Raw genomic sequence first — 22,988 nt, forward strand, 5'->3', positions numbered from 1 at the left:
GTCATAAATGAAAAAGTTATTAGCAGGATTATTTTTATCAATACTTGTACTAGCATTAGCAGCTTGCGGTACAGATAAAAAAGAAGATGAAAAATCAGCATCTGGCGATCAAACAGATAGCAAAGAAAACGTAATATTAAAAGTAGGTGCTTCTAATACACCACACGCAGTTATTTTAGAAAAAGCAAAACCGATCTTAGCTAAAGAAGGCATAGACCTTAAAATTGAAACGTATACAGATTATGTTCTACCAAACCAAGATTTAGACTCAAAAACACTTGATGCAAACTATTTCCAGCACATTCCTTACTTAGAGCTACAAATTAAAGACAATGGCTATGATTTCGTTAATGCAGGTGGCGTTCATATTGAACCAATCGGTATTTACTCTAAAAAATATAAAACGTTAGAAGACCTGCCTGAAGGCGCAACAATTTTACTTTCTAACTCAGTATCTGACCATGGTCGTATGCTGTCATTGTTAGAGGCTAAAGGCTTAATCAAATTAAAAGAAGGCATTGATAAAACAGCAGCAGAATTAAAGGATATTGAAGAAAATCCTAAAAACTTTAAATTCGATGCAAATACTGCCCCAGAAATGCTTGTACAAATGTACGAAAACGATGAAGGCGATGCAGTACTTATCAATTCTAACTTTGCCATCGATAACGGTTTAAACCCAATTGAAGATGCTATTTCTCTTGAAGATAAAGAATCTCCATATGTTAACATCATCGCTGTACGTGCAGGTGATGAATCAAAACCTGAAATTAAAAAATTATTAGAAGTATTAACATCTAAAGAAATCCAAGACTTCATTTTAGAAGAGTGGAAAGGTGCAGTAGTACCGGTAAAATAAGAATTAAAAATTTTATAAAAGGGTACATAAGTTTAACGACTTATGTACTCTTTTTTATTTGTAGTTAAATTGATGAGAAACTATGTATTTTTTATGACGTCTATTTATTGTTTAGTCACATTTATTACTATAGTAATGTTGTTAATCTACGAAATAAATGATAGAAAGTAATAATAAGAAAAAACTAGATGGAGTGATTCTAATGAATGATATAAAATTCACCCATGACATCATGCAAGAACATGAAGTAGAGCGCTACTTTAAAATATGGCGAGAAAGTGTTATTAGATCACGCCTTACTATAACAGCAGTCTTTTTAAAAACAGCTAATGCTACACAACTGAATGAAAATGTGAATGATCAAGTTACCTCGTTTTTACAATCAAAAATACGCAAGACAGACTTGCTTTTTCAATTATCCGACGGGGATCATTGGGGCATCTTCTTTTTACAAAGTAGTGATGTAGAAGCTAGGGCGTTTTTAAAACGAATATTTGCCATCTTAAAAGCAGAACGGAAGTTCCAACAGATTGCATTAAAGGCCTCTATAACAGAAATAAGAAATAATAACGTTATTTTTGAAGAGCTGTTAAATAAAAATAAACAGATGTTATCAGGGGATGAGCAATTAACATGGAGTATAGCAGAGGTAAAGGATTACTGTGAGCAACCAACTGAATTAGTGAAAGTTAGTATTATTGAGCAAAACGCCATTTTTAGACAAGTATTAGAGTCAACGCTTAAGCAAATAAATATCCCTTATTTTTCTTTAGATGTAAAGGTTTATGAGGATGGCTATAGCTTTTTGCAATCGGATGATTATAAATCAGGGCATATGCATCTAATTCTTATGAATGATATTTTACCGCTGAAAAATGGCTTAGAAATATTGCATATCTTACGACATATGCCAAATGAAAAGAAATTTATTATTTATATGATGTCAGAACGCAATTCTGAAGGGGCAGCGCTTAATGCTTATGAGGGCGGTGTTGATGAATATATTGTCAAACCATTTAATTTACGTTTGCTAGAAGCCAAAATTAAAAGAACGTTTGCGAGGTTTTGGCAATGATCAAGCTGACTGTTTCGACAATTTTAGCAATAATTTCCTTTTTATTAGTTGTGCTCTTTATCTTTTTTATGTATTTACTTGTTCAGCGACAGCGTGAAAGCTATTTTGAAAAAGTTCGTGACCGTTATTTACAAAATTATTCTCAATTTTGGTATGATTACTTATTCAATAACGCATTATTTAGTATCGTATTGGTACCTAGAGGAAGCGCCCAAGTAGAAGCTATTGAAAAAATTTTTTCATCCTATTTAAAGAATATAAGGAATGAACAGGTGGAACTAAAAATTAAACAATTCTCCAATCAATATTTAAAAGCATTCTACGAAAAAGATTTATCCAGTAAACGATGGAGTATTCGAATGAATGCCCTCTATCGAATTGCAGACTTACAAATAGATGAATTGCTAACGAAGTGCCAAGAATTCGAAAAAAATAACATTACAGATGAAGAACATTTCCAGTTATTGAAAATATACTCGCTTTTCCAACCAGATTTATTTATGGAGAAAATAAAAAATTCCAATGTAAATTACGCTGAAAGTGAATATAGAAGACTATTTATATTATTAGATGATAATGTATTTATTCGATTTTTCCATGATTTTAATAGTTTGTCGGCCAAAATGCAATTTGCTGTTATTGATACTGCTGCTGTAAAAAGAAATATGGAGTATTTGGATGAATTAAAAAAATTATTACACCATGATACACCGGAAATTAACATCAGAGCATTAAAAGGGCTATATGAAATAGGAATTATTGATGAGATGGATTCCTTTGTCCCTTTTGTGACTTCTGAAATGTGGGAAGCCAGATTAATGGTTGCCAAAATTTTTAAGCATGTACCGCTTACTTACACTTATAGTTATTTAGAGCAGCTTCTTCAAGATGAGAATTGGTGGGTACGTTCCCAAGCGGCAAAAACGATTGTAGAAGATCGACATGGTATTGCCAAATTACAGCAATTCATTGAATCCTCAAATGATCAATATGCAATTGAAATGGCCCAAGAAATTGCAGCGAGAAAAGAGGGGAAGTAAATGAAAATAATTGATTATTGCATGATGTTTTTTGGGGGCATTATTTTATTTTATATGCTGTTCGTTATTGTTTCATATTGTACAATGTTCATCATTGCTTTGCTGGATTTAAGAAAACGCTATCGTCTCGATCTATCAGAGTATGATGATGCACATATCGATGCCTTTTATTCAAAACCGGTATCGTTACTTGTTCCTGCTTACAATGAAGAAGTAGGAGTTGTAGATACAGTATATTCATTATTGAATTTACGTTATCCTCAAACTGAAATTATCATTATTAACGATGGATCTACAGATCAAACCTTTCAAACGGTCATCGAACATTTTCAAATGAAGCCAATCAATAAAATTGTTCGAACTAACATCCCTACAAAAGACATTAAACAAATATATGAATCTGAAATCTATAAAAATTGTATTTTAGTAGATAAAGAAAATGGTGGTAAGGCTGATGCGCTAAATGTGGGTATTAATGTATCTCAATATCCGTATTTTTGCTCCATTGATGGTGACTCCATTTTAGATGAAAAATCCTTGCTGCGGGTGATGAAGCCTATCATTTTATCTGATGGTGAGGTCATTGCAGCAGGTGGTAATATACGTATTGCAAATGGCGCGAAGATGCAGTTTGGCTCTATTTATGAAACTCAATTACCTAGTAATTACCTAGTAATCATGCAAGTAATCGAATATTTGCGGGCATTTTTAATGGGGAGAATAGCGTTAAGTAAATTCAATTTAGTCCTTATTATTTCAGGAGCATTTAGTGTCTTCTCTAAAAAATGGGCTGTTGAAGCAGGTGGATATTCAACCAATATTATTGGGGAAGATATGGAACTGGTGGTGAATATCCATCGACTTATAAAAGAAAAAAAAGAAAATAAGCGTATTGAATTTGTACCTGACCCAGTTTGCTGGACGGAAGCACCTCAAACATTAGGAGTACTACGCAATCAACGAAGAAGGTGGCATCAAGGGTTATTTGAAAGTCTATGGAAGCATAAAAAAATGACCTTGAATCCTAGATATGGAATGATTGGATTTCTTTCGTTCCCGTATTTTTGGCTAGTGGAATGTCTAGGGCCTCTTGTCGAGTTAGGAGGATATATTTATATTGTCATAGCCTTTTTCTTAGGGAAAATTTATTATGAGGTTGCACTCATGCTGCTACTACTATTCGTTATTTATGGTGTTATTTTTTCAATAGCGGCAGTATTGTTTGAATCATGGAGTATGAATACGTATCCGAAAAAAAGAGAGTTGTTACGCATGATTCTTTTAGCGTTTACAGAAATTTTTTGGTATCGCCCACTAACATTATTCTGGCGCTGTGAGGGATTACTTCGTTTTGTCTTAAGAAAAAGTGACTGGGGTAATATGAAACGTGTCGGCATTGCTGAAAAGGAGAAAAGTGTATGAAACGAATCTATATAGGGGTTATGGTCGTACTAGTCCTCATGATAATCCCTATTACATGGTGGTACTTAGAAGATGAAAAACAGCTTAATGTGGCCATTATAGATAAAACTGTTCCGAATGAGTCTTACCGAGAGCACTTAGGGGTGAATTGGTTTTTAAACCATTATAAATATAGATTAAATAATGAACCTTATGACGTAGAACGCGATTATTATGGTACGGTCCCAAATGATGAAACTAAAAGTGTTGTAGAAAAGAATTTGCCAAATGATTATAGTGACTATGATGTCATTTATTTGGCAGATACGTACGGAGTTTATAAAGATGATTTACAACAAACAAAACGTTTAGGTGAACGTTCTGAAAAAATTGTTGGGGGACTTGAACAAAAAGAATGGCAGGCAATCGTCGAACGCTTAGCCAGCAAAAAAAAGAGCATGTTAATAGCTGAGTATAACACGTTTGCTTCACCAACATCAGGGGAAGTTCGTAAAGAATTACAGGATTATTTAGGAATCACATGGTCTGGCTGGATCGGGCGTTATTTCGATGAGCTTGATTATCATAAAAATTTAGAAATACCGCAATGGGTGATCGATGAACATGGCGATAATTGGTCATATAAAGGTGGAGGCTTTTTACTATTTAACGAAATAACTGAGGAGCTACTTGTTCTAGAAATGAACAAGCATGTTAAATCTGAAGGTATTCAAGTGCAGTTTACTGAAAATGGGAAAAAATTCTTTCATTCATCTGCAAGGGCGCAATACGATTATTGGTTTGATATTATTACACCTAAATATGCTGAAGATGCTCTTGCAAATTATAAATGGGATTTAACAAAAAAAGGAACAGAGCTGTTAAAGGATAATGGCATTCCAGAACAATTTGCAGCAATTGTAGGCCAAGATAAAAGCTACACATCTAGTTATTATTTTGCGGGAGATTTTAATGATATCGCACGGGTACCGAATATTTATAAAATAAAAGGGTTACCTACAATCTATAAATATGCTGAGAAGTATGCGGACAGTTCGTTTTATTGGTCCATTTACATCCCAGTAATGCATAAAATATTTGATTCATTTGAGCACAAAGAGGTTCAGGATACTGTAAATCATGAGAAATTAAACTATAATGCAAGGATTCAGGGACAATCTTTTGAGGTGCTAAGAGATGGCAAATGGGAACCAATCGTATTTAAGGGTGTCAATATCGGAATGGGGAAACCTGGCGCCTTTCCTGGAGAAGCAGCAATTACTGAAGAGGAATATTATCGATGGTTTAAACAAATAGCAGACATGAATGCTAATACGATACGAGTCTATACATTACATCCACCAGGCTTTTATAGAGCACTTGCTAAATATAATGAAGAACATCCAAAAAAACCATTATATGTTTTACATGGAGTTTGGATTAATGAAGAGGGCTTAGCAGGTTCATTGGATGCCTATGACAAAGATACGTTAGAAGATTTCCAATTAGAAATGAAACAAATGGTAGATGTCATTCATGGAAATATCTATGTGGAGCCTCACCCAGGACATGCATCTGGCTTGTATGATGTAGACGTATCGAAATATGTTATAGGATGGGTACTAGGAATTGAATGGTATCCACACATGGTTGTGGGAACGAATGAAAAACATGCAAATATTGGTCAATACAACGGTACTTTTTTTGAAACAAAGGGTGCCTCTCCGTTTGAGCATTGGCTAGCAGAACAAATGGATGTGGTGTCAGTTTATGAAAAGGAAAAATATAACTGGCTACGTCCAATGAGTTTCACGAACTGGGTCACAACTGACATTCTTGAACATCCGTCAGAGCCATCAGAGGAGGAAGATTTAGTAGGGGTCAATCCAAATGTTATTTATACAAAAGGAGAGATGACAGCACCAGGACAATTTGCTTCCTATCATGTGTATCCTTATTACCCTGACTTCTTTAATTTCGATAAAGATTATTTAAATTATGTCGATTTCCGAGGGAACAAAAATAGCTATGCAGGTTATTTAAAAGAGCTCCATGAAGCTCATACTATGCCTGTTCTTATTGCGGAATTTGGTATCCCAGCATCACGTGGTAAAACACATGATAATGTATATGGTTGGAATCAGGGGCAAATGTCAGAGCAAGCACAGGGAGAAACACTTCAACATTTATTTGAGGATATTATGCATGAGGGGCTCATGGGAGGACTTGTTTTTACATGGCAAGATGAGTGGTTTAAACGAACGTGGAATACGATGGATTATGATGATCCGAATCGTCGACCATTTTGGTCCAATGCTCAAACAAATGAGCAACAGTTTGGATTATTAAGCTTCGATAGACTTAAGGTAAAAGTAGATGGAGAGACAACGGAATGGACGGGTAAACAGCTATATGATACTGCACCAAACAACCCAACAGATTTTGCAGTAGACTATGATGAGCGCTATTTGTACATTAAATTAAAAAGTGGGGAGTTAGCCAATACCTCCCCTCGCATTTTATTAGATGTTGTACCAGGTCAAGGAAATACGTCAGCTACATCTATAAAAAATATGACGTTTTCCAATGGTGTTGATTTTATAGTTGAGCTTAATAAAAACGGTCAATCTAGGGTTGTTATTGATGAATACTACGATTTCTATGATTATTTATATGGCCACCGTTTAAATTTAGTTGCTCCCCGAATGGCAAATGCCTTGAAAAATAGTGGAAAGTTCGCCCCTATTTACTATGTGTTAAATAAACAACTATTTTTACCTGAGCAAAATAGAACGACTGATTTTAGTATCTACGAAACAGGAAAATTACTTCAAGGAAATGCTAATCCAGAAGCAAAAGATTATGATTCTTTAGTTGATTATACTTGGACCGATGACAATGTTATCGAACTTCGCATCCCTTGGTTATTGATTCAAGCTAAAGATCCGAGTCAGCGTGAGTTTATAGGTAACCTGTATAAAGATGGCGATAAAGCGGCGGTTAAAGTAGACAATATTTATATTGGTGCTTTATTTGTAGATAAAGAGAACAACGTTGTTCAATCTATGCCAGCAGCTTCTAATGGTGTTTTACCACCACTCTCTACTTATACATGGGAAACATGGCAAGTACCAAAATATGAAGAGCGCTTAAAACAATCCTATTATATTTTACAAAAATTATTTAAAGCATATTAAAGGAGCTAAGGGTAGATTGTTCTGCCCTTAGTTCTTTTTTATTTACCAATCCCCTTAAGTGTCGGTGGTCAACCGTGAAGTGACCCCTATAAGTTAGACACGGTTATTTCGTTTAGGCAGCTTGGGTAAACTGAGTTCGGTATTCTACCGGACTCAGTTTTAATTTTGCCTTTAAACGTCTCGTGTTGTAATACGTTATATACTTTTCAAGTTCCTTTTTAAAATGCTCGACACTATCAAATTCCTTTAAGTAGAGGAATTCTGACTTCATGATGCCGAAGAAATTCTCCATGACAGAGTTGTCATAACAGTTTCCCTTACGTGACATACTTTGCACAATGCCTCTTGATTCAAGGGCGTGGCGATATTGTTTCATTTGGTAATGCCAACCTTGATCTGAATGCATCAATAATTGATGTTCCTCTGGCAACCTCTCTAGTGCCTTCTCCAACATTTCTGATACAAGCGAATATGTTGGTCTATGACCAATTGTGTACGTAATAATTTCGCCGTTAAATAAGTCTAAAATAGGTGATAAATAGAGCTTTTCACCAAACAGCTTAAACTCCGTAATATCTGTAACCCATTTTTCATTCGGTGCTTCTGCTATGAAGTTACGATCCAATCTATTAGGCGCAATCTTACCGATTGTCCCTTTATAAGATTTGTATTTCTTCATACGCACTAAGCACTTTAAACCTAATTCTTTCATGATACGTTGAACCTTTTTATGATTCACTTTTTTCCCACGATTTGCTAGCTCATCACGAATACGACGATAACCATAACGACCTTCGTGTTCGTTATAAATTGCTCGAATTTCGGCCTTTAACTCGGCATCTGGATCTGGACGATCCATCTTCTTCACTAAATCATAGTACGTGCTACGTGGAATGCCTGCGAATTTCGCAAGCGCCTTCACCGAGTATTTATGCCTTAATTCATAGATGACCTTTACTTTGTCTTCTTTGGTGATTTTTCCTTGGCTTGAACTAAGGCGTTCAACTTTTTTAAGTACTCATTTTCCATACGTAGACGATTGATTTCTGCTTGAAGTGCTTCAGGTGTCCCTTCTACTGGTGCTTGTTTTGGTTGTTTGTTCGTTTCTTTTTTCATGGATGGATGCCCCTTTTTCCTTGATTGAAGGGCATCGAATCCTTTTGTTTTAAATTGCTTTTTCCAACTACGAAGTGTAGAAGGCGTAGCTATCTTAAAGATAGCTGCTGTTTCAAGTAAGGACGTACCATTTTCAATCATAAAGTTTAGTACGTCTAGTTTAAACTGTGCCGAATAATTTGTATATCGCTTTATAAACGCTTCTACGCCATTATACTCATATTGTTTCGCCCAATTAAGAATTGCTTTGTGATCTGTTCCGATAGATTTAGCAATTTCATGTGAACTTTCATTGCCTTTTATGTAACGTAAGGCTGCTTGTAGTTTTTCTTCCGATGTAAATTTAGCCATATAAAAACTGCTCCTCCAAATGTTAGATGTGTCTAACATTTGGGGAGCAGTTCACCGAGGCTTAAGGGGATTTTTAGAATTGTAGAAAGAAAAATTTTTCTAAACAAAAAAATTTACAGTTAATGGTTAATGTAAAAAACGTCGTAAATAGACGTTTTTATAATGAAAATTTGATTTATTTTTTAGGAGAATAGGTTTTTATTACCTTGGATGTAATTGTTTAGAAATTGTTTAGCTTCAATTAGTACTATATAAACGTTAATAAACTTATTTTGAGTGATGTGTAATCCTACTGATCTATTTCGACTAAAGAGTCCTGTGTAAGTTTGAATGTTGAAGGGGGTTTTTACAAAAGATGACGAGAATTGAACCATTGCTTTATGGAATGCGTTCCTCAATTAAATAAAGAAAAAACAATGAAAATACAGATTAAATAAAGGAGTAATTTTAATGACGAGCGAAACGAAATCACTAAGTACAGCTTTATTGAAAAAAATCCAAACAAAAAAAGCAACAATTGGAGTGATTGGACTTGGCTATGTAGGTTTACCGTTTGCTGTGGAAATGGCTCAAAATGGATTTAAGGTAGTTGGCTTTGATAAGAATCAAGGAAAAATCAGACAATTGCAAAATGGTGAAAGTTATATTGCTGATTTACCGAGAGAAAATATAGAGCAAATGATCGAAAGTAAACATTTTGAAGCAACTAAAGATTTTTCTATGCTTTCACAAGCAGACGTTGTGATTATTTGTGTACCTACACCTACTACTCCTGATGGAACACCTAATATTTCATATATCGAAGAAGCAACGCATGCCATCGGTCAAAATATTAACGCCAATGCGCTAGTTATTCTTGAAAGTACGACTTTCCCTGGGACAACAGAAGAAATGGTCCAGCCTATTTTACAAAAATATGGTTTTACTATTGGTCATGATTTGTTTTTAGCGTATTCACCAGAACGTGTTGATCCAGGAAATAGCAACTTTTCCGTGTCGAATACACCAAAAGTGATTGGGGGAATAACAGCCACATGCCTAGAATTATCAAAGATTTTTTATGAAACAGTTCTTCATACCCATGTGTGTACTGTGACAAGCCCTAGAGTGGCTGAAATGGAGAAATTACTGGAAAATACTTTTCGCCAAATTAACATAGCCCTTGTAAACGAGTTAAGTCAGATTTGCTATAAGATGAACATTGATATTTGGGAAGTTATTGATGCAGCTTCTACAAAGCCGTATGGTTTTATGCCATTTACACCAGGGCCAGGAGTGGGAGGGCATTGTATTCCAGTCGATCCTAAATATCTACTATGGGCTGGGCAACAACATGGTATCTCTGCAACGTTAATTGAAGCAGCTGATAAAATCAATGACTCAATGCCCAACTTTGTAGTCGAGAGACTAAGTAATTACTTAAGTATTCAACATAAAGAGCTGTATAGAGCCAATATTGTTGTCATCGGTGTCACTTATAAACCTAATATAAACGATTCACGTGAATCGCCAGCACTTCATGTTATTCAGCAACTACTAGATAAACAATGCCAATTAACGATCATTGATCCTTATATACAAACATTCTCTATCGAACAATCACATTTCAATACGGTTGCATTAACAGCACCAATAATCCAACAAGCAGATGCAGTATTAATTTTAACGAATCATTCAACTATTGATTACTCTTTAATTGATCAACAAGCTTCTTTAATTTTTGATACACGTAATACCCATTTTTTGTTCGAAAATAAAAATTATTACAAACTATAAGGGGGAATTCATAGGAAATGAAACGACTAAAACTATGTGGTCTGCTCATCATGCTGTTCTTAGCAGGCTGTCAGTCAGCGACACAAGAAACGATTCATCCAGTTGATTCTTCTATAGAGGTCAAAAAATCTGATGGTACTAAAAGTGAATTAATTAGTCATGCCAATATTGTGGTACCAAAAGTATCGTTAACATTTAATGGCTTAGCAGATAACGACACAATGAAATTGCTATTAACGAAACTAGATGAATCGAATATGAAGGCTACCTTTTTTCTAGAGGGAATGCGTGTTGCTCAAGAGCCAGAGCTTGTGAAAGATATCTTAAAAAGGGGACATGAGGTGCAAAACGGTACATTGACATTTCCAGATGTAACATCTTTGGATTATGACCAAACGTATGAAGAAATCATGTTAACCAATCAAATTTTTGAAGAGCATTTAGGCTATACACCGAAATTTGTTCGTAGTCGTTCAGGCGATGTTACCGATAATATGCGCTTAGCAGCAAAGGCGCTTGATATGAAAGCTGTTATTGGATTATCTATTAACCCACTTGATAGAAAAATGCAAAGTGCTCAGGAGCTGATTAATTATATCAGTAAATATATTGATAGGGGCTCTATTATTCATCTCAACACATACATTAATCCTGCCATTATTGATGCTATACCATTATTAGCTCAATTAGCTAAAGAACGCGAGTATACCATTACTACCTTAAGTGATCTATTAGATGAACGTTATTTAACAAAGTCCGTGGAAGAAATTTCAGGATATGATGCTGTCAGTCCAAATGTAAATTATGAGCAAGCCAAGCCGAATTTATATTATCGAAAAGAGACAACAAAAAAGGAAATAGCTATTACTTTTGATGATTGGGCACATGAAAAACGAGTAAAAGAAGTGTTGGATGTTTTACGTAAATATAATATCAAAAGTACCTTTTTCCTAATAGGAAGTGGTGTGGAGAAGAATCCACAATTAGCGAAGATGATTGTAGAGGAAGGTCATGAGGTAGCGAGCCACTCCTATTACCATTTAGATGTTACAAAAATGACACCCGAAGAATTACAAGATGATTTAGTGAAGGCACATCAGGCATTAACCTATGCTTTACAAGAGCCCCCTCTTCTATATTTCCGACCAGCCCAAGGAATAATGGATGAGCGAACGGCCAAGATCATTACTGCTGCGGGAATTAAAACGATTGCTATGTATGATATCGCTTCTTTTGATTGGAATTTAGATTACTCAGCACAAGACATTTACGAACGGGTGATTTCTAGGGTTGGGCCCGGCAAGGTCATTGTCATGCATATCCTAGATGGAACAAATACGGTAGAAGCACTTCCACTCATTATTGAAAAACTTCTAGAAGATGGTTATAGCTTTAGCAAAATGTCTACTTGGATTGAAGAAGATTCAAATAGGGATGTGAATGAACAATGAAAACAAAAAAAGAGATCTTAACGATACCACGCTCTGACCGTCGGATTCTTTCAAATATTCCCGATCCCGAAAATGTAAGGAGCCTTGTGAATCGTCGTGGCGCCTCCTATCAGAAAGAGGAAATTGATCCGACAGATGTGAATGAAATCTATCGACTTCAACAATTAAGTTTACGCTACGAAACTCATTTTGAGGTTCATATTAAAAGGGCAAAACGCCAAGTGAACGCAGAAAAACTTTTTGCAGAGGATATTTCGGTAACGGGTATCCTCGTTTACTCTAATCAACCTCATGAATTTTTAATAAATGAAATTTTAACAATGAATTTTAACATACCGGGTGGTGCAATGCCTGAGGGCTATGAAGCCAAAGTGAAGTTAAAGGCTAAGGTTGTCCGTTATTTTACGAAAGAAGTGGATGGAGAACTACGTTATTATGCTGCCTGTGAATTTTTACAGCCTTTAAACGAATATATGACAAAAAAACGTTGGGGCATTTCTATTTTTATGGCTAGTTTATTTTTATTGGTCGTATCGATTATTGTCATGTTAATGAGAGCAGAAAGCGTGATTTACTTTAGGTTTAATAAATTTTTATATCTTTATAGTATTATTGCAGCAACATTTCTATTAAGTAGATATTTATTTGGTATTTTCTATAAAAATGTACCGATCAATCCAAAATTTGAACCAGGTGTCTCCATTATTATTCCAGTCTTTAATGAGGAAGAGTGGATTCATCGCACGATTTCTAGTTGTATCAATCAATATTACCCAGTAGATAAATTAGAAGTAATCGTTGTAGATGATTGTTCAACAGATCGTACAGAGGAAAAGGCATACGACATGATTAACCTTATTCATCAAGAGGGTGAACGATTTAAGACGAATGATCGATTAAAGTTTTATAAGCTTCCGCAAAACGGTGGGAAACGGGAAGCGTTAGTTGCGGGTGTTCATCAAGCGAAGCATGATTTAGTTGTTTTTGTGGATTCCGATAGTTTTTTAGAGCCACATGCAATCCGTAATTTAGTGCAACCTTTTCAAGATCCCAAAATGGGCGGTGTGGCTGGCCGAACAGAGGTTGAAAATAAATTTACTAATGCGCTAACTAAATTACAGACGGTTCGTTATTATATTGCCTTCCGTATCATGAAAGCAGCTGAAGCATGGTTTGATACGGTTACTTGCTTATCAGGACCACTAGCCTGTTACCGGAAAGAGCTAATTTTAAAAAATGAAACAGCATGGCTTAATCAAAAATTTCTTGGTCAGCCAGCAACTTTTGGTGATGACCGTAGTATGACAAACTATATTTTAAAAACACATCGAACAGGCTATCAGGACAATGCCATTTGTTCAACAATTGTTCCATCTGACACAAAAGTTTTTCTATCCCAGCAAATGAGATGGAAACGTTCTTGGCTTCGAGAATCTTTGCGTGCATTTTTATTTATGTGGAAAAAAGAACCGTTTATGTTCCTTTTCTTCATTATTGGTTTAATTGTGCCGATTGCAGCACCAATTGTCGTTGTTTATAACTTAATTTATGTACCAGTCATGTATGGTATTTTTCCTACAACGTTTTTAATAGGTTTACTATTAATGGCCATGCTTATGAGTTTGGCTCATCTATTCTTTAGAAAAAGTAAACTATGGGGATTTGGTTTTATCTTTGTCCTCTATTATGAATTTATTTTGCTATGGCAGATGCCAGTTGCTTGGGTGACTTTTTGGAAATCTACATGGGGGACAAGGGAAACACCTCAGGATGTTCTAGCGAAGGAAAAGAAAATGGAAAAGCAAAAATTACGAAAATCCCGATTTTCGATGTTGAAAATTAGAAAAAAGGGTGAGAAGGAATGAACGGAAAAAGTGTAGAGCTTCAGCCAGCTAAAAAAAATCGTCGGAAAATCATCCGTTCGATCGCTCAATTAATTATAGTAGTATTGTTAGCTGTCATTTTAATTAAAGCTGTTTTTCTAACAGAGAAAAGGGGAGCTGAAACAGTTCCATTAAATAATAAAGAGGGTTTTATTGCCCTTTCTTATTTTGGTGTCAGTAGAAATGAATCACCTAAATATGTGTCTAAAAAGAATTTAGAAGAACAATTAACTTTGTTAGAAAAACAAGGGTATCAAACCATTACTCAAAAGGATATTTTAGACTTCTATCAGCATGATAAACCATTGCCAGAAAAAGCTTTGTATCTATCATTTGAAGATGGACGTACAGATTCTAGTATTTTTGCTCAAAATATTATGGAAAAATTAAATTATAAGGCAACGATGTTTACGTATGCCAATAAAATGGATACAACCGATAATAAATTTTTAAAGCCCAAAGATTTAAAACTGATGGAAAAAAGCGGTTATTGGGAAATGGGCTCCAATGGATATAGGTTAACCTATATTAATATTTTTAATGATAAAGGACAGTCCTTAGGCGTCATAGATGAAAATAACGTACCTAATAAAACAACAATAGAATACTATAATCATTATTTAATGGATTTTATTCGTAATCAATATATGATACCAAGTGAAACTCGACAAGAGATGGAGGCTCGTATTAAGAAGGACTACAATTTAATGCAGGATATCTATCATGAAGAGTTGGGGGAAGTCCCTAAAGCCTACGCAATTATGCATGCAAACTCACTTTATAACAATATGGATCCTCTCGTAGAAAGTGTGAATAACAAAGAAATTAAAGACAAGTTTCGTATGCATTTTAATCTAGAATTAGGAGCCTACAATGATAAAGAGGCAGATATTTATAATTTAAGCAGATTACAAGTATCGCCATATTGGTCAACTAATCATGTGATGATGAAGATCAGACAGGCCAGTAGGCAAAACATACAATTTAAGATAGGAGATCAGGAAGTAGCACAACACTGGAAAGTGATAAATGGTGCGGCAGAATATGAAAATAATGAGATTACATTAACTTCAGCTCCATCAAGTGAAGGCAGAATTCTTTTAAAGGAGGAAATGCCAGATCAATATAATGTGAATTTTGCGTTTAAAGGGAATGTGGTTGGCCAACAAGCTTTCTATGTAAATTACGATGAAAAAACAAATAGTTATTTACGAATTGTACTAGTCGATAATGAGATTGTAATAAATGAAAAATTACCAGGCGGGGGAATTGTTGAAAAAGAACGCTTTCCATTAAATGAAATTAAGTGGAATGAAGAAGAATACGCATTTAATAAAGCAACAGTTTACACTTATCATGATACGCAAAAAGGGTCACGTATAGATGAAGAAGAGTACCCAAGAAACTTAACGGAAAAAAGAGTATTTAACATTGCTATAAATAAGGATAAAATAGAAATAGATGTAGATAATGTATTATCCAAGACCGTTCAAATAAATCCGAAATTACAAGGGGCACAGATTGGATTTGGTGCGTTGTACAGTAATAAGAACACTTCACACGAACAGTATGCAGATGATATTTACGATACATTAATTGAAGATATTTTGATTACAGATAAAAACAATCAAACTATTTTTACGAACCAATATACGAATTTCGAGAAGGTTAAGTATAAATCCACTGAGTTATTTAATCATGTCGTTGATTTCTTTATCGAGACCTTCTAAATCGGGGTGAAATTAGAGTCAAGTGAAGAACATTATGTTATTTATTTGTATTGCGCTACTATTTATTACAGCTTGTAGTAATAGTAAAGAACAGCCAGCTAAAGCAAAGGAAGAATTTAACGATAAGGAGAAGCTCCGATTATCTATTTGGTTACCAGAATGGCAAAATAAATCCGCCATGAAAGATGTAGAAAATTCTCAACTTGGATTACAAGATATACGTGTTTTTGGTGCATATTTTAATAGCAATGATGAACTATTGTTAACAGAAAATGCCGTAGATATGTTGCAAAAGACCAAGCAGCAATTTAATGATTCCCATCATGTGATCCTAACACTCATCAATGATTATGTAACAGAGAATGCTCCATCTGTTCAAAAGGATAGCACGCTTTTGCATAGATTATTGCAGGATTCCTCAGCAAGGCAAAAGCATATTGGAAATATTTTGCGGGTTGTGGAACAATATCAAATAAATGGCATTGAGATTGATTATGAAAAGGTGGCTAAAGATGACCTTCAAAACTATATCCTATTTTTAGAAGAGCTTTACCAAGAGCTTTCCAAAAAGGATGTTACATTGCATGTTGTACTCGAACCACGCTTTCCATTTGATGTGAAATTGCCAGATGGACCTCACTATACAGTAATGGCCTATAATGTTCATGGTTACCACAGTGGGCCAGGTGCTAAAGCTACTTTTTCTTTTCTAGATGATTTAGTAAAAAAAATGAAGAAGTCTAATCAAGATTTAGCTATCGCCTTTGCCACTGGAGGTTTTGATTGGGTAGCTCAGGGCAAAATAGTCGCTTTAACAGAGCTTGAGGCCGAACAATTACTAGCCGATAGAAAAGCAGCTAAGCAGCGTGATCAAGCAAGTGGAGCCGTTTATTTTTCATATGTAGATGACAATAATGTCAGCCATGAAGTTTGGTATGCTGATCAAGAAACGCTAGAAAAATGGGTTACTTACGTTCAAAAGAAAAGCTATCATGACGTTGTATTATGGCGTGCAGGAGGCTTAGGAGAGAAAACAATAGAATGGATTGCTGAGCAATCAACAGAATAATAAAAAAATCGCCCAAAAGGCGATTTTTTTATTGGAATTGTGAAAGGCGAGAAAAAAAGTTTTTCACAAAGTCTAAGAAAATGATTTCTGATGGTGCAATTTCTCGATTTACGGGTGAAATAATACCAACAGTTCTAGGGATTGTAGGAGATTCAATAGGAACCTTAATGGTAAAGCGAGCTGCTGAATCATAAAGAGAACTTTCTGGTAATAGACTAACACCTATGCCAGCGGCGACTAAGCCCTTTAGTGCATCCAAATCTTCTCCCTCTGAAATGACATTTGGTAAAAAGCCTGCAGCTCTACAAGCATCCATCGCTACCTTATGCAAAATGTAACCATCTGGAAATAATACGAATAAATCATTTTTCAACTCTGCAAGCTGTATGCTTTCTCTTTTAGCTAATGGATGATTGGCTGGTAGGAGTGCGGCAATATTTTCAGTAAACAGAATGGTTGATTGAATGGATTCGTCCTTCGGGGGCAGGGGTCCCAAAAAGGCGAGGTTCAACTCCCGATTTTTAACTGCATCAATCAAAAATCGATAAGACCCTTGACGGAGTTGAAATTGTAAATCAGGATATTCGCGTTTAAAGGCTGAAATAACGGTTGGCAGAACATAGCTAGCTAAACTTGTTGGAAAGCCGATTTTAATTGAGCCCTTTGCAGGATCAAGATATTCTTCTACTTGCTTTGCTGCAAAATCGATGGCCTTTAATGCCGTAATGGTATGCTCAAGAAATGTCTTCCCTATTGGTGTTAATTTGACATTTCGTCCCACTCGTTCAAATAACGGAGTGCCTAACTCATCCTCAAGATTTGCGATTTGCCGACTAATGGCAGATTGGGCTACATGAAGATGCTCAGCAGCCTCTGAAATATGCTCACGTTCAGCAACCTCTACAAAATAGCGTAATTGACGTAACTCCACTAACATTTCACCTCTATTAATCTAAAAATAAGATTGATTATACCTTAATTATATATTATTTAAGATGAAAAATGACTGTTTATGTCAAAATAAAAATTATAAGCTGTTAGATATTTGAGAGTTCGCTATTGTAAGATGAGGAGGAGGTGGGATTCATGATAAAAAAAAGTTTAAGTTGGTTATTTATTTTATTAGCCATCACGATGCTAACTTATTTAATTTTTAACGATCAAGATACAAGCAATACTAAGTTACAGGCGGTAGATGGTCAATTAGATTTATCAGAAATAACAAAAGAGGAAGAGATTGTAGCATTGTCTGGAGAATGGCGTTTTATAGGCAATAAATTTCTTGAACCTGCTAATTTTCCTGATCATGCTCCAATTGAAAAGGTTCCTGGACCATGGCAGGCCGATGCAGAGTATGGTACTTATCAACTTAAAATTAAGCTACCACCTCATTTCAAAAAAATAGGTATTCGGGTACGAAATATTTGGTCATCTCATCGACTGTTTATAAATAATGAGATCGCTGCCTCCTATGGTAAACTAGCTACTGCTCGTGAAGCATCGAAACCAAGTAATCCTGTTTATGAAGTGTATTTTTCACCTTCTTCAGATTCGGTGATCCTAACAATACAAGTTGCAGATTTTCATAATGCAAGGCATGGCATTATATTTCCTATAGATATAGGAGATGCGGATGCTCTTGCAAAAGATGTCATTCAAGATGTGTACTTAGAAAAAACAACGATTATCATGTTATTAATATTTTCAATCTTTCATTTTAGTTTGTATTTATTAAGAATAAGAGACAAAGCGTTTTTTTATAGTGCAATGTATTTTTTTACGTTGGCAATTTTGGTATGTACAAGAGGCGAACGAACTCTTTATAGAGAGTTTCCTACTATAGAATTTGAATTTTATTTTCGTTTGCAAGATTTTATAACGTATATAAATGCAGTGATGCTATTCCTGTTCTTTGCCTATACGGTAACAGCTATGATGAAGCGTAGGACAGCTTTATTATTTGTGTCACCACTACTATTATATGGCGTTGGAACACTGCTTTTACCAGCAAGATCTTTATCAGAGCTACAATATATATTTTTTACCTATATAAATTTCCTAGCATTTTTTATAATAGGACGATTATTGTATTTGATCATGAAGAAAAGTGCTCATGTTCCGAAAAATGAACTGATAATATTAAGTGCAACAATTATATCTCTATTAATTTTTAGCATAAGTGGAACATTTGATCAGCTTTTTTTCTCTGGGCGAAATGTTTTTAATCGTATTGGTCTGCTATTCTTTGTAGTATGTATGAATATTTATTTGGCAATGCGACTAATTAATCGAACAAGAGACGCTGAATTATATAGTCAACGTCTGGAAAAGGCGACAATCGGTAAGGATTCCTTTTTAGAAGTGACAACAAATGAATTAGAACAACCTCTTTATCATGCATTAAATATTACAAAATCCTTATCAACTCAATCTATGACGGATAAGCAACAACTACTAGAACAACAATTAGAACGTTTATTATATCTAGTAAATGACTTAAAAGATTTCACTAGAATAAGGTTTCAGGATTTTAAAATAGATGTACACCCAGTTAATATTCAAATGATTATTCAGCATGTATTAATTATGCACGAAAAGAAAATAAAAAAACGCATATTCGTTTATACAAGCACACCAATCCAAAATTATTAGTTCAAGCTGATGAGCAACGTCTAGGTCAAATCTTATACAGGGTACTTGAAACAGCTATTGCTCATGCTGGGAATGGGGATATGATTCTAACTGTTTTACATCTTGATACAGACGTAAGAATCTTGGTAGAAGGAGCTGGCCCTGAGCCTATACAGCAAAAAGCAGCAGATGAGACTGGACAGTCGATAGGGAAAGCCATCATTGAGCAGATGGGTGGTACATATTCGGTAGATTTATTACAAAATGGCATTCGATTTATCATCACCTTGCCATTCGGGGGCTATGAGCAAGTGCTAAAAGACAATGAGATGATTATCATTATGAATGATCAGCCACTGTTCAATGAAAATTTGCCAAGATTACTCATAGTTGAGGATGATGTCATTCATGCAGAGGTTTTACAATCGTTACTACAAAGCCACTACGCTATAGAGGTAGTGCATTGCCCTGAGGAGGCACTCAACGTTATTCAGCAAAAAAGACCTGATTTTTTATTGATAGATGAAGTGATGCCTGGAATGGGAGGCATTGCCCTAACCAAATATATACGTCAGTATTATAGCTATATAGATTTACCGATTATTATGTTAGTAGCCAATGAATATCCTACGAATATTTCTCTTATCCTGGAATCAGGGGCCAATGATTATATCCGTAAGCCAGCTACAAAAGAAATGTTACTTTCACGTTTATCGGCTATAGCATTAACGAAAGAGGCTATGGGCAAAGCGATACAGCATGAAATGGCTTTTCTACAGGCACAAATCAATCCTCATTTTTTATACAATGCACTCAGCAGTATTATTTCGTTTTGTTATACAGACGGAGAGCGAGCAGGGCATTTATTAACGATGCTTTCTACCTATTTACGTTATATTTTAGAATCAGGTAAGGATGGGCAACGCGCAACGTTAGAGAAAGAGCTTGAAATTATATGTGCCTATGTAGAGATTGAACAAGCACGCTTTGGTGATAAGTTAACGGTTATTTTGACAATAGAAGATACATTAGATGCTGAAAAGATAGAAATCCCAAGTTTACTGATACAGCCTTTAGTTGAAAATGCAATTCGTCATGGGATTTTTGAAAAGGATGGAAATGGGACAGTCTTTATTGAAATTAAAAGGCAGCAAAATAATTTAAGCATTCAGGTGAGGGATGATGGCGTTGGTATGACTGAGGAACAGGTAAAAGCTTTAAACAATGGAGAAAATATATTTTCAAATGGCATCGGATTTACCAATGTTCTACGTCGAGTAAAAGAAATGCCGAGTGCTACTCTTTCTATTACTTCTAAGAAAGATGAAGGTACAACAATGGTATTCATACAACCTTTAAAGGAGCTTCAACATGTGGAAAATTATTATGGTAGAGGATGAACAGCCAATTTTAGATTTGCACAAACTATTACTTGAAAAAGAGGGGCTTTTTCAAGTTATTGCCACCTTTACATCACCTTTAGAAGCAATAACTCAAATTTTGTCCATTAAGGGTGAATATGATGCGCTAATTTTAGATATTGAAATGCCAAAGATGAATGGATTAGAGCTTGCAGCTATTTTAGTAGAAGAAGGCATTGATGTCCCTATTATTTTTTCAACAGCCTATGCAAAATATGCTGTAGATGCATTTCGAGTCCAAGCACTAGACTATGTATTAAAGCCCATGACACCAAGTATTGTACTACAAGTAAATGAAAGACTTACAAAATATTATGGGCGTCAAACACAGCGAAACACTACAAAGTTGGAAGTTAGTTTAAAAGGTGAGGTTGGAACAAGGATACATGACAAAGCTATTAAATGGCGAACAAAGGTTACGGAGGAGCTTTTTTATTATTTATTAGTCCATGAAGGAATCGTAGTATCGAAGTATCGTATTTTAGATGATATTTGGCCTAATATAGATGAGAAAAAAGCGTTAGCTAATCTTTATAATACGATTTACCGTCTACGTCAGCTTTTTATAGAGCTAGGTTTACCTATTCAAATAGAACGCGTGAATGAAGGCTATGAGCTGAAGACAAATGATGCAATTGTTATCACTTCTACCTTAGAGTCAGATGCTTTTTTACTGGAATCAAAAGGATATTTATGGGCATATCATCTAAATTAATGGAGAAATGGCAGAAATGTTGGATACAATCTACGTTTCTGTCTTTTCATTTACCTAAAATTACTTTCTTTTGAGGATACAATCCATCAATTTTTATAGCAAAATTTCTTTCTTCCAATATGAACTTAAATTGATTCCATTTTAATGAAATAGGTTATAGTATAGATATGTTGTTTATGCTAATTTGTCACAAAACCGCTACAATTAGCACTTTTCTCGAGGTTTTCACTATGTAGCTAGATGAAATCAATTCTCAATTAGGGAGATTTTATTGAAAATGAAGAAAGTCTATTCTCATTGTTTAGGTGAAGTAGTAATAATCTGAAAATGCTTACAAAGTCTTTATTTTTAAAGATTTTATTTAAGGAATGGGAAAGTAATTGAAATGGTTTGCATAGAGAACGATTTTCAGTTAAGATTAGAATGATGATAATTAAGGAATGGTTGACCCATTCACTGAACACTATGGAGGTATTTTCATGTCAACTTTAGTTATTAAAGATCTTCACGTTGCTATCGACGGAAAAGAGATTTTAAAAGGCGTAAATCTTACAATTAATACAAACGAAATTCACGCAATTATGGGACCAAACGGAACTGGTAAATCAACACTAGCTTCTGCTATTATGGGTCATCCAAAATATGAAGTAACTTCAGGTACTGTTGAGTTAGATGGCGAAGATGTGCTTGAAATGGAAGTAGACGAGCGTGCTCAAGCTGGTTTATTCCTAGCAATGCAATATCCATCTGAAATTGCTGGTGTTACAAATGCTGATTTCTTACGTTCAGCAATTAACGCGCGTCGTGAAGAAGGCGATGAAATTTCATTAATGAAATTTATCCGCGAATTAGATAAAAACATGGAATTCCTTGAAATGAACGAAGATATGGCTCAACGTTATTTAAATGAAGGTTTCTCTGGCGGGGAGAAAAAACGTAATGAGATTCTTCAATTAATGATGATCAAACCAACATTTGCAATCTTAGATGAAATTGACTCTGGTCTTGATATCGATGCATTGAAAGTTGTCTCAAAAGGCATCAACGCAATGCGCGGTGAAGGCTTTGGCTGCTTAATGATTACACACTATCAACGCCTATTAAACTACATTACACCAGACCATGTACACGTAATGATGCAAGGACGTGTTGTAAAATCAGGTGGTGCAGAGCTTGCACAACGCTTAGAAGCAGAAGGTTATGACTGGATTAAAAAAGAATTAGGAATCGAAGAAGAAACAGAAGAACAAGAAGCATAAGAAGGAGGACGAAC

Annotated in this window: 16 protein-coding genes; 14 read left to right on the forward strand and 2 right to left on the reverse strand. The window is 35.1% G+C overall.

All coding sequences use genetic code 11. The annotated features are described in order from the left end of the window. Positions 1 to 7 precede the first annotated feature (7 nt). The 5 genes from AAJG31_RS18335 to AAJG31_RS18355 all read left to right on the forward strand — a co-directional run bounded on the left by AAJG31_RS18335 (position 8) and on the right by AAJG31_RS18355 (position 7,572). A complete protein-coding gene (locus AAJG31_RS18335; protein ID WP_066037172.1) occupies positions 8 to 859 on the forward strand; it encodes a MetQ/NlpA family ABC transporter substrate-binding protein in 852 nt (283 codons plus the stop codon). 202 nt (positions 860 to 1,061) lie between these two features. After that, complete coding sequence (locus AAJG31_RS18340; RefSeq protein ID WP_054549458.1) at positions 1,062 to 1,934, forward strand: response regulator; 873 nt, start codon at positions 1,062 to 1,064, stop codon at positions 1,932 to 1,934. Further along, on the forward strand, positions 1,931 to 2,974 hold the full coding sequence (locus AAJG31_RS18345; RefSeq protein WP_279495940.1) for a HEAT repeat domain-containing protein: 1,044 nt from the start codon (positions 1,931 to 1,933) through the stop codon (positions 2,972 to 2,974). The genes AAJG31_RS18340 and AAJG31_RS18345 overlap by 4 nt, the downstream gene beginning before the upstream one ends. Then, positions 2,975 to 4,396, forward strand: a complete 1,422-nt coding sequence (locus tag AAJG31_RS18350) for a glycosyltransferase (RefSeq protein WP_279495938.1) — start codon at positions 2,975 to 2,977, stop codon at positions 4,394 to 4,396. Further along, positions 4,393 to 7,572, forward strand: coding sequence for a hypothetical protein (locus AAJG31_RS18355; RefSeq protein WP_279495936.1), 3,180 nt, complete (start codon positions 4,393 to 4,395; stop codon positions 7,570 to 7,572). The genes AAJG31_RS18350 and AAJG31_RS18355 overlap by 4 nt, the downstream gene beginning before the upstream one ends. Before the next feature lie 112 nt (positions 7,573 to 7,684). On the opposite strand, the gene AAJG31_RS18360 is transcribed toward AAJG31_RS18355, so the two are convergent. Further along, a protein-coding gene (locus AAJG31_RS18360; protein ID WP_139111235.1) for an IS3 family transposase occupies positions 7,685 to 9,039 on the reverse strand; the annotation gives its coding sequence in 2 pieces (ribosomal slippage) (positions 7,685 to 8,586 and positions 8,586 to 9,039; 1,356 coding nt in all). Positions 9,040 to 9,489: 450 nt separating this feature from the next. On the opposite strand from AAJG31_RS18360, the gene AAJG31_RS18365 reads away from it, so the two are divergent. From AAJG31_RS18365 to AAJG31_RS18385, 5 genes are read left to right on the forward strand one after another with little or no spacing between them, the layout of a single operon-like run. After that, positions 9,490 to 10,815, forward strand: a complete 1,326-nt coding sequence (locus AAJG31_RS18365) for a nucleotide sugar dehydrogenase (protein WP_279495934.1) — start codon at positions 9,490 to 9,492, stop codon at positions 10,813 to 10,815. A gap of 17 nt (positions 10,816 to 10,832) precedes the next feature. Then, positions 10,833 to 12,266 carry a polysaccharide deacetylase family protein gene (locus AAJG31_RS18370; RefSeq protein WP_279495932.1) on the forward strand — a complete coding sequence of 478 codons (1,434 nt, stop codon included), beginning with the start codon at positions 10,833 to 10,835 and terminating at the stop codon, positions 12,264 to 12,266. Continuing rightward, entirely contained in the window at positions 12,263 to 14,131 is a 1,869-nt protein-coding gene (locus tag AAJG31_RS18375) for a glycosyltransferase (protein ID WP_279495930.1), read from the forward strand. The genes AAJG31_RS18370 and AAJG31_RS18375 overlap by 4 nt, the downstream gene beginning before the upstream one ends. Then, a complete protein-coding gene (locus AAJG31_RS18380) occupies positions 14,128 to 15,879 on the forward strand; it encodes a polysaccharide deacetylase family protein (protein ID WP_279495929.1) in 1,752 nt (583 codons plus the stop codon). The genes AAJG31_RS18375 and AAJG31_RS18380 overlap by 4 nt, the downstream gene beginning before the upstream one ends. A 22-nt stretch (positions 15,880 to 15,901) precedes the next feature. Beyond that, a complete protein-coding gene (locus tag AAJG31_RS18385) occupies positions 15,902 to 16,948 on the forward strand; it encodes a glycosyl hydrolase family 18 protein (protein ID WP_345803554.1) in 1,047 nt (348 codons plus the stop codon). 28 nt (positions 16,949 to 16,976) lie between these two features. Here the strand turns inward: AAJG31_RS18385 and AAJG31_RS18390 are convergent, their stop codons facing one another. Continuing rightward, complete coding sequence (locus AAJG31_RS18390) at positions 16,977 to 17,879, reverse strand: LysR family transcriptional regulator (protein WP_048394390.1); 903 nt, start codon at positions 17,877 to 17,879, stop codon at positions 16,977 to 16,979. A 155-nt stretch (positions 17,880 to 18,034) separates the two neighbouring features. Between AAJG31_RS18390 and AAJG31_RS18395 the strand changes: the two genes are divergently transcribed. The 4 genes from AAJG31_RS18395 to sufC all read left to right on the forward strand — a co-directional run bounded on the left by AAJG31_RS18395 (position 18,035) and on the right by sufC (position 22,974). Further along, on the forward strand, positions 18,035 to 19,600 hold the full coding sequence (locus AAJG31_RS18395) for a hypothetical protein (RefSeq protein WP_279495926.1): 1,566 nt from the start codon (positions 18,035 to 18,037) through the stop codon (positions 19,598 to 19,600). Between the two features lie 80 nt (positions 19,601 to 19,680). Beyond that, the gene (locus AAJG31_RS18400) at positions 19,681 to 20,979 is read left to right on the forward strand and encodes a histidine kinase (RefSeq protein ID WP_279495924.1); all 1,299 of its coding nucleotides are present in this window, start codon (positions 19,681 to 19,683) and stop codon (positions 20,977 to 20,979) included. Then, positions 20,951 to 21,715, forward strand: coding sequence for a response regulator (locus AAJG31_RS18405; RefSeq protein ID WP_115672964.1), 765 nt, complete (start codon positions 20,951 to 20,953; stop codon positions 21,713 to 21,715). The genes AAJG31_RS18400 and AAJG31_RS18405 overlap by 29 nt, the downstream gene beginning before the upstream one ends. A gap of 473 nt (positions 21,716 to 22,188) precedes the next feature. After that, positions 22,189 to 22,974, forward strand: a complete 786-nt coding sequence (gene sufC, locus AAJG31_RS18410) for a Fe-S cluster assembly ATPase SufC (RefSeq protein ID WP_088364074.1) — start codon at positions 22,189 to 22,191, stop codon at positions 22,972 to 22,974. Positions 22,975 to 22,988: the final 14 nt, after the last annotated feature.

It is taken from the genome of Lysinibacillus sp. BS3 (genome assembly GCF_039614735.1).
Lineage (GTDB): Bacteria > Bacillota > Bacilli > Bacillales_A > Planococcaceae > Lysinibacillus > Lysinibacillus capsici.